Below are 13,080 nucleotides of genomic sequence, written 5' to 3' on the forward strand. Positions count from 1 at the left end.
ATAAGTGAATTCACAAGTCCTCGTGGTGGCACCGAGAACGGAATAATGCCTGCTCAGATGTCGTGGCGGTCGCCTTCCGGGGCGACCGAGAGTCGCAACTGCTCCAGCTCCGTCCGCCCGTGATCGCTCACGCTCGGGTGGCGGTTGTTCTCTGGGGCGACCGAGGGGTCGCAACAACATCCGGGCGGGCTGAACGAGATCTACCCGGAAGGAGGCGGTCGCCGTCCGGGGCGACCGAGGGTCGCAACGACCAGGATCCCCTCCAGGTGCTCATGGGCGCAGGGTGGCGGTCGTCCTCCGGGGTGGCCGGGGGTCGCAACGACATTACGGTTGGCGGCGAGCGGATGACCGTCGCCGTGGCGGTCGCTTTCCGGGGCGACCGAGGGTCGCAACGTTCATGGGCGTGATTGGGAGTAGCGGCCGATTCAAGTGGCGGTCGCCCTTCGGGGCGACCGAGCGTCGCAACTGGTGTCACATGAGCGGGGACGCGCGCGGAGGCAAGGTGGCGGTCGCCCTTCGGGGCGACCGAGGGTCGCAACATGACCAGCCAGGCCATGACGCACTGTTCGCAGAATGGCGGTCGGCCTCCGGGGCAACCGAGGATCGCAACCTCTCCGCCTGCGTCTCAATGGTCCATGATCCGGCCGTGGCGGTCACCCGCTGGGGCGACCGAGGGTCGCAACGACGTGCGCTCACGGTCGCGCGCCTCAGCGTCCGGCGTGGCGATCGCCCTCCGGGGCGACCGAGGGTTGCAACTGCGTCAGCTCGATCGCCACGACCAGCAGTTCGCCGTGGCGGTCGCCCTCCGGGGCGACCGAGGGTCGCAACTGGCACATCTACGCCGACCTCATGCCCGTGGCTCGTGTGGCGGTCGCCCTCCGGGGCGACCGAGGATCGCAACGAGATCGTCAAACCCGGTCTGGTCCCGCTGCACGAGTGGCGGTCGCCCTCGGGGGCGACCGAGGGTCGCAACATGCGTGGCTGGCTGCTGTACCAGGAGCGTCCTCCGGGTGGCGGTCGCCCTCCGGGGCGACCGGGGGTCGCAACATCCGGGGCACGCTGGTCGCGTACCGGTACAGTGGCGGTCGCCCTCTGGGGCGACTGGGGGTCGCAACTTCCCGGCCACGCACGCCGCGCCCATCATGTGGTCGTGGCGGTCTCCCTCTCTCGGCTGCGATCGAGGAGTGCAGCCAAGAGTGTCGGCTCGACGCCATGGCGCTTGCCGTGACGGTCGTCTTCCGGGGCGACCGAGGTTCGCAACCTGCCCATCATCAAGGCAGTCGCCGGCGCAATCGGGAGGCGTGGCGGTCGCCCTCCAGGGCGACCGAGGGTCGCAACTGCACCTGCCCCACGAAGACGACGGGCCCGCGTGCTGGCGGTCGCCCTCCGGGGCGACCGAGGGTCGCAGCCTTGAAGTCAACAACGGGTCCGGCTCATCCGTGACGGTCGCCCTCTCGGGCGACCAAGGGTCGCAACAATCCGATCGTGCGTCGGCGCGGCACGGGTATGAATGGGTGGCGGTCGCCTCCGGGGCGACCGAGGGTCGTAACGGGATCAACCACAGCGGCGTCGGGCTGACCGCGCGGCGCTGTGGCGGTCGCCCTCCTGGGCGACCGAGGGTTGCAACGTGCTGGTCGGCATTGTCGTGCAGATCTGGGTTGTGGTGGCGGTCGCCCTTCGGGGCGACCGAGGGTCGCAACACCCACGTCACAGCCCCGAGGGCAAGTACGGTGTCCAGGTGGCGGTCACCCTCCGGGACGACCGAGGGTCGCAACGTGGCGGTGACGTACCGGGGCGGCCGAGGGTCGCAACAGCTCAGTGTTGATAGCCGGATGCTTGTCGTGCGGCGTGGCGGTCGCCCTCCGGGGCGACCGAGGGTCGCAACGCCTCGGCCCGGGTCGCCCAGCAGCGATAGGGCGAGCGGTGGCGGTCGCCCTCTGGGGCGACCGAGGGTCGCAACTACAACGAGATCCGGGCCGCGCATGAGGGTGGCACAGTGGCGGCAGCCCTTTGGGGCGACCGAGGGTCGCAACCAGGAGGTGGCAATCGCCAACGCCCTGCGAGCGCAGTGGCGGTCGCCCCCCAGAGGCGACCGAGGGTCGCAACTCTTCCGGCACCTCGTGCTCGAACGGAATCAACCGTGTGGCGGTCGCCCGCCGGGGCGACCGGGGGTCGCAACACCTCTGCGTAGGAGTACTCAGTGCTTCCGGGCAGGTGGCGGTCGTCCTCCAGGGCGACCGAGGGTCGCAACGCCGACGACCCGGTCAACACGGACGGCACGCAGGGCGTGGCGGTCGCCCTCCAGGATGACCGAGGGTCGCAACCTCAAGACTCACCATGGTGAAGTACGTGGAAGCGGTGGCGGTCCGCCCTCTGGAGCGGCCGAGGGTCGCAACCGTGAGGCTGCTCTGATCCGTGGCGAGGCTGTATCGTGTGACGGCCGCCCTCCGGGGCGGCCGAGGTCGCAACTTGCCTAGGAGTCGGGCACCGAAGCGTAAGTGATGTCCGGTGGCGGTCGCCCTCCGGGGCGGCCGAGGGTCGCAACGGTCTCAGTCTCAACAACCAGCAGGCTGCGCAGGGGCGGCGGTCGCCCTTAGGGGCGGTCGAGGATCGCAACTGCTGATCAGCCATGATCGCGTTGATCACCTGGATGTGGCGGTCGCCTTCTGGGGTGACCGAGGATCGCAACGAGCTCATCAACGACAACGCCGAACACGCGTTCCTGGGTGCGGTCGCCTCCCGGGGCGACCGAGGGTCGCAACGCTACCTGCAGCTCGTGCACCCGATGCTCCAGGGCGGGTGGCGGTCGTCCTCCGGGGTGGCCGGAGGTCGCAACGACATTATGATCGGCGGCGAGCAGATGACCATCCCCGTGGCGGTCGCCCTCCCGGGCGGCCGAGGGTCGCAACGTATAGCGAAAGGTCACGGTTGAGCCGGGCGTCACGTGGCGGTCGTCCTCCGGGGCGACCGAGGGTCGCAACGATCAGTCAGTGCTCTTGAGCGGGATCTCGCGAGGTGGCGGTCGCCCGGGGGCGACCGAGGGTCGCAACATCCCAAACACCGCGCCGATCGTCGAGCTCGCGCACAGTGGCGGTCGCCCTCTGTTGCGACCGAGGGTCGCAACAGCAGCACGCTGATGATGTCGGGCTGCACGTACAGTGGCGGTCGTCCTCTGGGGTGGCTGAGGGTCGCAACTGGGGATTCGGCAACGCCGTGCAGCTCCAGCAGTCGAGTGGGCGGTCGCCCTCTGGGGCGACTGAGGGTCATAACGACGTGCCCGTCGTCGGCCAGCGAGCCGCGGGCCGCGGGCGACGGTCGCCCTTTGGGGTGACCGAGGATCGCAACACCCACGAAAATGCGTGATGCCCTCGGCCGGGTGGGTGGCGATCGTCCTCCGGGGCGACCGAGGGTTGCAACTCACAGCAAAAGGGATCTTCGTGACCGACCAGTGTGGCGGCCACCCTCCGGGGCGACCGACGGCCTGGGTCGGAGCGCTCATTGATCTTGTAGACATGACGACCTCCCTCTCACTAAGAAGGAGCTGCAGGGAGCCAATTTTGGGAGCCAACGCCTTGTGACTTACTCGGATTACCCGTGTCCTCCCTGGAGTGTTTGGCGAGGTGAGAAGCCCCCCGATCGACTCAGATCGACATCTCCAGACTCCCCGATGTTCCTTCACACCGAAGAGGTCACTGGTTCGATCCCAGTATCGCCCACCAAGGTCAAGGGCCACATCCCAACATGGGGAGTGGCCCTTTTGATCTTCCAGGTGACTAACTGAGTGACTGTCCTGTGTCACCTTCATCACCTGGGAAGATCCGATCCATGACAGTCGCGCCATCCTGGGTGCGGCGGGTGGCCCGGCATGTGCCGGGCGCCGCCCAGGTGATCGCTGAGCGCTGCCATGCGGTCGACTACGCCGATACGGGCAAGCCCGCGATCGCCTGGGACGACGCCAAGGCTCGCCAAGAGCTGGTGTCCGGCCTGGTGAGCGACGCGCTCACGGTGGTGGCCGCGTTCGAGGCAGCCGCAGTGGCGGGTGAACTGCAGCAGGCGGCGGTCCAGGAGCTGGCGCTGCTGGCGCTGGTGGCCGGCCAAGACGTCGAGCCGGCCGAGGGCTCCGACGGCACCGACGGGCGCTGGCGGATCGCCCGCAGGGTCGCTTCGGACCGGGTCATCTCCACCATCGACACCGAGGCCCGGCACGTGCATAAGACCGTGCATCAGCGCCAAGACGGCTACAAGGCCCACGTCGTGATCGAACCCGATACCGGGCTGTTCACCGGCGTCCGGCTGACCATGGCCGCCGGAGCCGGTAACCATGAGGCGGTGGTCGGTGTGGATCTGCTGGCCCAGCCGCCCGCCCAGCCGCCCGCAGGCCCTGCGACGTTCGAGGTGCTGGGCGATACGGCCTACGGCACCGGCGACGCCCGCGCCGCGCTGGCTGAGGCCGGGCACACCGTCATCATCAAGCCCGCACCGCTGCGCCCGGCCGTGGCCGGCGGCTTCACCATCGATGACTTCCACGTCGAGGAGGCCGCGGGCACCGTCACCTGCCCGGCCGGAGTGATACGGCATATCACCGCAGCACGGTATGTCACTTTCGGGGCCGCCTGCCGCTCCTGCCCGCTCCGAGAACGCTGCACCACCAGCAAGGACGGCCGTCCCCTGCAGCTGCACCCGCACGACGCCCTGTTACGTCAGGCCCGCTGGGCCTGGGCCACCGACCGACCCCACGCTGGCCGCCACCTACCGGCAGCACCGCCCCATGGTCGAACGCTCCATCGCCTGGCTGATCGGCGCGGACGGCGGCGCCCGCAAGCTCCGCTACCGCGGCGTCCTGCGCAACAACCTCTGGCTCCACCTGAGAGCAGCCGCCCTGAACCTGCGCCGCCTGATCAACCTCGGACTCACCCACGTGCAGGGCACCTGGATCCTGCAGCCCGCCACCAGCTAAAGCGCCCCAGCGCGATGACGAACCACCCAACCTCGCCGCGAAGCCTTGCCCACCCGGCCATCTACCTGCCACCGATCACTCAAGCAACATCTTCAGAACACTCCTAGGGCTCCAGGCGGCCGGCTAAAAGCGCGCCGGACGGCTGGCGCGGACGAGTGGAGGGGCCGCCGTGCGACGGTACAGTCTGATCACAGGGGCGCACTTCTCGAGTCACGAGGAGGAGCCGGCCAGCGCATGCGCGCACGGTCACGGGGGCCAGCCTTACTACATGCCTCCGGCGGGGGCGCTCCGGCTCCGGGATGGCGTTCGAGCGCACGTGCGGGTTGTGGGGTGGCTGGCAGGGTTCATCCCGTCTGTCATCGACCCAGGCAAGCCCAGCAGACCGCCTCCTCCGCCGCAAGCCCGGCTGTAACCGTTGGCGTCCAATGACCGTGGAAACTGCATAGGCGAACGGACACGCCAAGCCGGGCTTGCACCTCCGTCACCGGCCCGCTGCCGCTCCGCGGTGGGTCGACGGCAGACGGGATGATCGATCGTGAGTTCTCGCGCGTTCCGGGAGCCACTACCCAGTTTGATCTCCGTTGCCGAAGACAGCATCCACGGTCTCGATGGAGCCCGAGGTCCTCCTCGACCACACCCAGCAGACCGACTCGGCGGCGACTGCCGCCCGCTCCACCCGGTAGTACCGAGCGAATGCATTTGTCATTCCGGTACGGATCGCGTTCGAGCGCAGAATAGCCCTCGGCCCCGCTGATCACTCGAAGACGACCGCGTCCACGGTGGGCCCGAACGCGTTCAAGCTCTCGTTGTTGTAGATGGCCAGGCGCTTGCCGTCCCAGAGCGCGCTGGTGCCGAAGCGTCCGAAGGAGGAGGTGCCGGTCAGATTGCGCAGGGATGTGGTCGAGTCGGAGGGCAAGGCCATGAGCGGGGTGTCCCTGCCAGTGGCGGGATCGATGGCGACCACCAGCCCCGGCACGCCCGCCCATGTGGACTTGCGGCTTCTTCTATGCCGAGTCTGCGGAGGCAGGGCTTCCTGGTAAGCGATGATCTTCCCATCGGCGACCGTGATCACGCCGAGCGTCCGGTTCTGTATCACCGGGGTGGTCCAGACCGTCTTGCCCGTCTCCAGGTCCACGGCGAACAGTTCCCCGTGGGTATTGGCATGATTGTGAGTTCCCTCGTGCTTTTCAGCGGAGGGGTAGATCTTGGCGCGTACGGTGTGCAGGACGAGCTTCTCACCGATGATGGCGCCGCGCGGGCAGTGACGCAGGCCGGGGGCGTGCGGGTCGCAGGGTGAGGTGTCGCCGTCGGTTCCCTTCCACACCGTGGTGTGCCTACCGAACTCCCGATCGACCTTCCAGACCTCCGCGTCGCGACTGCTCGGGTCGAGGGTGACCATGACGACGAGCGGATCGGCGGAGAGCACCTGCGCGAGCTTCGGCCAGTTCTCGCCTTCGCCCTGCGCCTGCGGCAACGACCACTGCCACACACTCTCACCCGCCTCACCGAACGCCTCGAGCCCGTCGCCGGTCGCTGGGCAGACGCGTCTGGCCAGCAGGAGCCCGTCGACGACAGTGAAGCTGAATCTCCGGCAGCCCTGCGTGGATTCGACCGTTTCCGGCACCCCCGTCGCCAGGTCGAGGAGGTAGTAGCCGTGCCCCGCGCTGATTGCGACCCTTTTCCCGTGGACGACCGGCGCGTCGTACGTGGCGGGCCGCGGACCGGAGCTGGGGAGCTCGGTCTGCCAGACCTTCTTGCCGGTGCCGATGTCCAGGAGGGTCAGGGTCGTGCAGTCGATCCTGGAACCGCCCCCGGTCGTGATCACCACCCGGCCATCCACTTGCTCGGCCGAGCTCGGACAGCGGTCGTCGGACGGCAAGCGGTACTCCCAGGCGAGCTTCCCCGTGGCGATCTCGTAGGAGACGACCTTGCCGGACTTCCTGTGCACGAAATGCGTCTGCGTGAACCAGGCCGTCCCCTGGTTCGACGCCAGCGCTCCCTTGCCGATAGCTGCGGCTGTCTTCACCTTGACGTCGGCGATGCCCAGTTTCTCCGCAGCCGCCGACCATGCCCGGTAACCGCCGGTCCCTTTGGGGCCATCATCGTATTCCCATATCAGGATGCCGGCGGCTAGCAGGACGCCCGCGGCGACCAGCATGACCGCGACCAGAGTGACGTCGACGACGCTGCGGCCTGCCGTGCGATTGCGCCTGCGTATCGGAGGCTGACCGTACGGCTGCGCGCCCCAGGGCTGCCGGTGAGGTAGGTGAGGCGGAACGTGGTTCATAGAGCTCCTCGTGCGATCAACGCCGTGGAACGCTATATCCCGCTGGTATATCGGCGGTATGTCGGGCCCCTGGGGTGTGGGTACGCACTGACAGCCTCCCGAAGCCTGGCCGAGGCTGAGCCGCGCGTACGAAACACGCCCGAGTCGTCTGCCCCTCCGTACTCGCGAAAGGCCTCACTCCCGGCAACTGTCAGCGCAGCCCGCGAAACGTGGATTGATTAAAACGGCGCGAGCATGGTTCGAGTCCTATCGCGGGATCTTGGTAGAGCTGAGGCACACAGCTCACGCCCGCAGCTTCCAGTTAGGTGACAAACTGAGTGACACCCGAGGTGCTGCGACATGCCCACCAGCGCACATCCACGCGCATCACCAGACGCCTAACCAGGGAAAACACCAAGTTATGCATCAGTCGTCATTGCTTCACACCGAAGAGGTCACTGGTTCGATCCCAGTATCGCCCACCACAGGTCAGAGGCCAGTCTGCATCGCCAGACTGGCCTCTTTTGATCTTCGTGCTGCCACGCAGTACAGCTACAGCGCTCAGATTAGGCACTGGTTCGACTAGGTCTGCCAGGGGAATCGCTTGGCGGGGGCGGTGTACCAGCCCTTCTTCTGGGCGGAGGCGGGGGCGAGGAGCCGGTCCGCCATGATCCGGCCCGTCTCGCGCTGCATCGCCTCGTACCGTCGCTCCGCCTCCTCCAGGTAGGCCGGCAGCGACTCCTCCGGAAAGTTGATCTTCTCGTAGTCGTCGTACATCGCCTGGAGTCCGGCCAGGCAGACGGCCCACTGGGAGTCCACGGCCTGGTAAGCGGCGTGGCGTACCTGCGCGTCCATCACCTGAGCGCCGCGCTCCGCCGCCCTGGAGCGCATCCCCATCTCGCGGCCGGACCCCATCAGGGCCAGCGCGGCGGCCTGCGGGTCGTCGCCCTCCACCAGGGCGCGGCGCTCGGCCTCCATCCGCTCACGGAGATCGGATACGACCGTGTCGAAGTCCGCCGCCCGCCGCCGGTAGCCGTTGACGAACTCCTCGGCCTGCCGCCGCAGCCGATTGACGCCGAAGCGTAGGAAGGGCCCGGTGATGGGGTCGCGGGAGTCCCTCATGATGCGCCAGCCCAGCTTGGGCACGTGATGGACGAGCCAGTCCTCGTCCATCGACATGTAGAACCGCAGGTCACCCTGCGTGCCCACGAGCGCCCGCAGGTGCGCCTCCGGCCGGGAGCGCATGCGCTGCGCCCCCAGCACCACGAGGCCGCCCGCGTCGATCGCCTCGCGCCGGTCGGAGTTCCATTGGGGCAGTAGTTCCCGGCGGGCCTTGTCCACGGCCGCCTGCCACATGTCGCCGGAGGCGGACAGCGGGTCCAGCCCCGAGGCGAGCACCTGCTTCTCGGCCATCCAGTCCAGGTCCCCGCCCAGGATGACCGCGTCCCGCGTCGTCGTGTCCCCCAGCAGCGTCACCATCCCCGGCCGGCCGGCGTCGGCGAGCGGTCGGCGCGGGTTCGGGGTGGACACCGGCAGCCCGCGTTCGGCCAGCAGTTCGGTCAGCGCCTCGATGACGTCCTCGGACTCGGCGTGGATCAGGACCGGGCGGAGGGCCGCGTGGTGCTCGGCGGCGGCGTCGGCCAGCGCGTTCAGCCTGACGCGGGTGGTGGCGTACATCACGGCGTCGTGGTCGTCCTGGACGGGCGCGATGGCTGCCACCTCAAGTCCATAGAGGTGGCCGAACTCGGCGGCATCCGACGTCACGGCCACGGCCACACCTCCAAGGCGCTCGTAGCGCCTCATGTATGCCCGCCGGCTCACCGACGCCACCTCCTCGTCGTCCTCCAGCACGCACAGCCGGGTGTCGGACCCGTCGAGCAGGACGTGATCGGCGTCGGTCACCACAGCCCGGTACGGGCCGCGCACCACCCGCTTCCCCGGGCTGGTACGCCGGTTGTCGTGCAGATGGTCGTACGGGAACAGGTTGGCGGCACCCACCGTCACATCGGCCTCGTACGCCCGCCGGCGCTCCTCGTCCTCCATCTCCTCGTTCAGGTGCTCGACGCTCAGCCCGAGCAGCAGGCAGACCGCGGTCGTCAGAGGCGCGTCGTCATCGGTCATCAGATGCACCCCACGCTCTTCGAGCGCGCCCGCGCAGACGGCCAGGGTCACCGCCGGGGCCCAGGCGGCGTGCTCGGCCACCTCCGCCACCGCGCCCTGGTGCATCGCGATCCCGGCCCGCAGCTCCACGGGCGAACAGCGGCTCCCGCCGACCCGGCCGATCGCCTCGGCCACCAGCGCGTACGCCTCCGAGGTCACTTGCCCGCGCAGCGCCCGGGCGCGCTCGGCCAGCATGTGATCGGCCAGCATGTGATCGGGCAGGCCGGCGAGCTGCTGCGCGGCCTGGGCGTACGTATCGTTCACGGTGCCGGTTCCTCCCATCGGGAGCCGATCATGCCCTTTGAGCAGTCAACTCCGTGAATGGTGGCTTAGTTCCCTCTTTGTGCCCAGCTCCCGCACTCGTAGCTCGTGTACTGATCCCCTTGCCAGGGCTCGGTGTACGGGTCCGGTTCGACCCCGTAATCCTCCGCGGCCACCATCGGCGACCCGTCCGCGACCACGACCAGCGCCGACACGGCGATCAAGCCGAGCGGCAGGGACACACGCAGGCCGGGCAGCACCAGCTCGATCAAGTGCCGTGCCGCGAAGGCATTGGCCAGTTAGACCACACCGTCGCGCCGAATCTCGTCCCAGGCGTCCGAGCGGCGGTCGTCTTGGACGGCGATCCTGACCGGGCCCGGTGCGGCGAACAGTTGATCAAGCCCGGACATGGAGGCCTCCAACGGGGCAGGGGGTGTGGACAGGAGCCTGGATTCCGCGCTGTGCCGGGTACGAGGCCGAAGGCCTCATCGGCGTCGGATCGAACCTGTGGCTGGACACGTTCCGTACTCCAAATGGCGCGCAAGGCATGCTTCTCGGCCCAGGAACGGGACCGAGATCGGTATCCGGCTCAAGCATGGCGCGGCGGGGCGGGACAACGCGGCGGACGTGCCGGCCCTCATGAGGCTGATCGCACCGACGTTGATGCTGGACAACTGATCGCGGTGGCTGTTCTGCGATCCACTGGCCAGGTTCACTGCTGAGACCGCCAACGTGCCTGCGAGGGTGGGGTGAGCGGCCGGAAGCCTCCGCTATTTGACCTTGTCGAAAGCGTCAGGACGGGAGAACAGATAGCCCCGGGACAGCGGCCAGTACCGCACCACGGCCTTGCCGATCACCGCGTCCTCCGAGATGAAGCCGCTGCCAGGCTCCTTCATGTGATCCCGTGAGTCCAGTGAGGCGCTGCGATGATCCCCCATCAGCCACAACTTCGCTGCCGGCACCATGACGTCGAACTTCTCGCCGGACGCGTAATCGCCGGGATAGAGGTAGGGCGTCTCCTCCAGTGGAGTTCCGTTGACCGTGATGCGCATCGATCGCGCGCCGCCGTGGCGATCGGCACCGGCTCGGCTTCGCCTACAGTTCGGTTTTCAGGGCACACTCAACCGTCCGCTGCCAACGGCCGGTCGAGTCCAGCGACCCGTCGTCAGCCGCCGGGCGGGCTCGTCGGGGTGCCGCCGGTACCCTTGCCCGCGGCCCGGACCAGCCAGGAGGTCACTCCCAGCACCACCGCTGTCAAACCGCCCAGCGTCGCGGCGTTCACCACGTATCCGGCTCCCGGAAGCCCTCCCACGTACACGCCCGCCATCGGCAGCAGCACCACCAGAGCACGGCGTCCGACCGGCGACCGCAGCGCCATCGCGGCGGCCGCCATCCCCAGCGCCCACATGGGCGGGTAACCCCACGGGTGTGAGATCACTGCACCGACCACCGAACCGCCGAATGTCACCCCCATCCACCCCAGCAGTCGCCGACTCCCCAGCACGCCGGGGCCGGGCGACGGCGCGAGGAGCAGCATCACCCCGCACAAGCTCGGAGGCAGCACCGACATGGCCGGGTCGCCGAAACCGGCAGGCGTGCCTCCGACCAGGACCACCCCATCGGTCATCACGTAGTACGTGGACGACCGGGCCAGATCAGGCTGTGCGGCCATCCATGCGATCACCAGCGCGTATGCCCACGCGCAAGCAGCCGCCGCACCGCCTCTCCCGCGCCAGGCCAACCACACGACGAGCCCGTACGGCAGGGCGTACGAGACCAGCTCCACGAGCTGCCGGAGCTCGTCCTCCACGAACGGCCCCTGCCACGCCAGCGCCCCGTACGTGACGACCCGGGCGAGCGCCGTCACAAGGAGCGCGACGGGCGCGAGGAGCGCGGCCACATTGACCGCCTCTCGCCAGTGCGGACCCGCCCCGCGCCGCACGCGGATGGCCAGCCCGCCACGCACGAGGTCGAACGTGTCCCGCACTCCGGGCCGTGCCTGGCCGGGCACCGCGCCCGCCATGAGCACCGCGATCATTTCCTCCTCGTGCAGCGTCCGGTGCTCTGCCGGATACCACTGGGCGAGCAGCCGCCGATAGCGCCGTTCCAGGAACGTCACTGTGCCCTCCCCAGCTCACCGAACACCGCCGACAGCCCGCCGCCGAACGCCGACCCCAACTCCCCGAGCCCCTGCCGCGTGCCCCGGGCTTGCAGCCGAGCCGTGGCCGTATCCGCGTTGTGCCGCAGTCGCTCGGCCTCCGCTGCCAGCCGGAGCTCACCGTCCGGCGTCAGCCGGTAGTACCGCCGTGCCCGCCCGTCCACGATCTCCTCCCGATCGGCCGCCACCAGCCCTTCCGCCTGGAGCCGGTCGAGGGCGGCGTACAGGGTGCCGGCCCGAAGCCGCGCCCGCTTGCCCGAGATCCGCACAATGTCGGTGATGATGCCGTACCCGTGCTGCGGCCCTGCCGCGAGCGCGGTCAAGATGAGGAACGTCGGTTCCTGTATCGCCCTCAAAGTCATGTGAACGATATATACCGATGATCAGAGTGTGGCGCAACCCGCAGCCGCAACGGGCGCTCCACCCGGGTAGGGGGCGTGGTCGTATGCGGCCGGGAGCTGTCGAATGTCCGCCCAGGCCAGATGCAAAGAGACCTCCGGCAGGGCCCTTGGGAACCGGCACGCTCACGAGCGCGGAGGTGCTGCCGGGGGCGTTGCCGCGACGACGCGGGACACGGTGGCACGGGTGTGAGCGAGCCGGTCAACCGCGCCATCGCGCCGCAGTGGGGGCGGCGGCGGGTGGGATGCACGGGTGAACGTACGCGAGTGGAGTGGAGATTCGGTTGATCCGCAGCCGGTCGGGGTGACGTATCAGGGAGAACCTGCTTATGGGCTTTGGTCGGCGGATGGCCTTCAGAGGAGCGGCCGTAGTCGGTTACGCCCAGCGTGCGAGGGGCAAATCTGAGGTCATTCAAATAACTGGAGAGGACTTCGGACAAATGGCCGCGAAGCGGTCTTCGTTGGGCGCGAGTGATCCAGGTCGCCGTCCTGTTCCATGGCTGTTCCAGCTAAGCCCTGGAGGTCGCCGTGGCCCTGGCGCTGGAGGGCGGGACGGCCCGAACGTGTGTTTCCGCAGAAGGAGTTCCCTCTACTGCTTCGTAGCCCGCAAGACCTCCGTTCGAGGGCGGCGTTGTCGTCTGCGCGCTCTGCGTGCAGTTATGGGTCTGGTTGCTGCTTGTCTGATTTCCGTTGCCCTTGACGGAGTTCACGTTGCTCGCCGTGGGAAAGCACACTGATCGTTGCTTCGCCGGCTCGACACGCCCCTTGAGTCAATTGATGGACGTTTTACGTCTAAGCGGTATTGCCTGAGCGGGCTATTAATTGCATCGTCAAAATCAACCCTTATTTCGACACTTGTCGGCGCTCGATCGGGTGGGGC

The 13,080-nt window shown here is 68.3% G+C and carries 7 protein-coding genes, 1 pseudogene and 1 CRISPR repeat array; of the genes and pseudogenes, 2 read left to right on the forward strand and 6 right to left on the reverse strand.

Annotated features, from left to right (window positions below):
• The first annotated feature begins 62 nt into the window (after positions 1-62).
• A CRISPR array of direct repeats spans positions 63-1,115; the repeat unit is 22 nt; unit sequence CGGGGCGACCGAGGGTCGCAAC.
• Between the two features lie 1,556 nt (positions 1,116-2,671).
• Together ACIBI9_RS22110 and ACIBI9_RS22115 are read left to right on the forward strand one after the other, a co-directional pair.
• Entirely contained in the window at positions 2,672-2,932 is a 261-nt protein-coding gene (locus ACIBI9_RS22110; RefSeq protein WP_397224026.1) for a hypothetical protein, read from the forward strand.
• A 914-nt stretch (positions 2,933-3,846) separates the two neighbouring features.
• Positions 3,847-4,957: pseudogene (locus tag ACIBI9_RS22115) on the forward strand (transposase); the annotation flags it as partial.
• 754 nt (positions 4,958-5,711) lie between these two features.
• Here ACIBI9_RS22115 and ACIBI9_RS22120 read toward each other — a convergent pair.
• The 6 genes from ACIBI9_RS22120 to ACIBI9_RS22145 all read right to left on the reverse strand — a co-directional run bounded on the left by ACIBI9_RS22120 (position 5,712) and on the right by ACIBI9_RS22145 (position 12,125).
• Complete coding sequence (locus ACIBI9_RS22120) at positions 5,712-7,244, reverse strand: PQQ-binding-like beta-propeller repeat protein (protein WP_397224027.1); 1,533 nt, start codon at positions 7,242-7,244, stop codon at positions 5,712-5,714.
• Between the two features lie 561 nt (positions 7,245-7,805).
• Positions 7,806-9,647 (reverse strand): hypothetical protein, encoded by a 1,842-nt coding sequence (locus ACIBI9_RS22125; RefSeq protein ID WP_397224028.1) that lies wholly within the window; start codon positions 9,645-9,647, stop codon positions 7,806-7,808.
• Positions 9,648-9,712: 65 nt separating this feature from the next.
• On the reverse strand, positions 9,713-9,916 hold the full coding sequence (locus ACIBI9_RS22130) for a hypothetical protein (protein WP_397224029.1): 204 nt from the start codon (positions 9,914-9,916) through the stop codon (positions 9,713-9,715).
• Between the two features lie 498 nt (positions 9,917-10,414).
• Positions 10,415-10,696, reverse strand: a complete 282-nt coding sequence (gene lepB / locus ACIBI9_RS22135) for a signal peptidase I (protein ID WP_397224030.1) — start codon at positions 10,694-10,696, stop codon at positions 10,415-10,417.
• A 113-nt stretch (positions 10,697-10,809) separates the two neighbouring features.
• Positions 10,810-11,763 (reverse strand): hypothetical protein, encoded by a 954-nt coding sequence (locus tag ACIBI9_RS22140; RefSeq protein WP_397224031.1) that lies wholly within the window; start codon positions 11,761-11,763, stop codon positions 10,810-10,812.
• The gene (locus ACIBI9_RS22145) at positions 11,760-12,125 is read right to left on the reverse strand and encodes a PadR family transcriptional regulator (RefSeq protein ID WP_397224032.1); all 366 of its coding nucleotides are present in this window, start codon (positions 12,123-12,125) and stop codon (positions 11,760-11,762) included. The genes ACIBI9_RS22140 and ACIBI9_RS22145 overlap by 4 nt, the downstream gene beginning before the upstream one ends.
• Between the last annotated feature and the right edge of the window lie 955 nt (positions 12,126-13,080).

The organism is Nonomuraea sp. NPDC050451 (assembly GCF_044458585.1).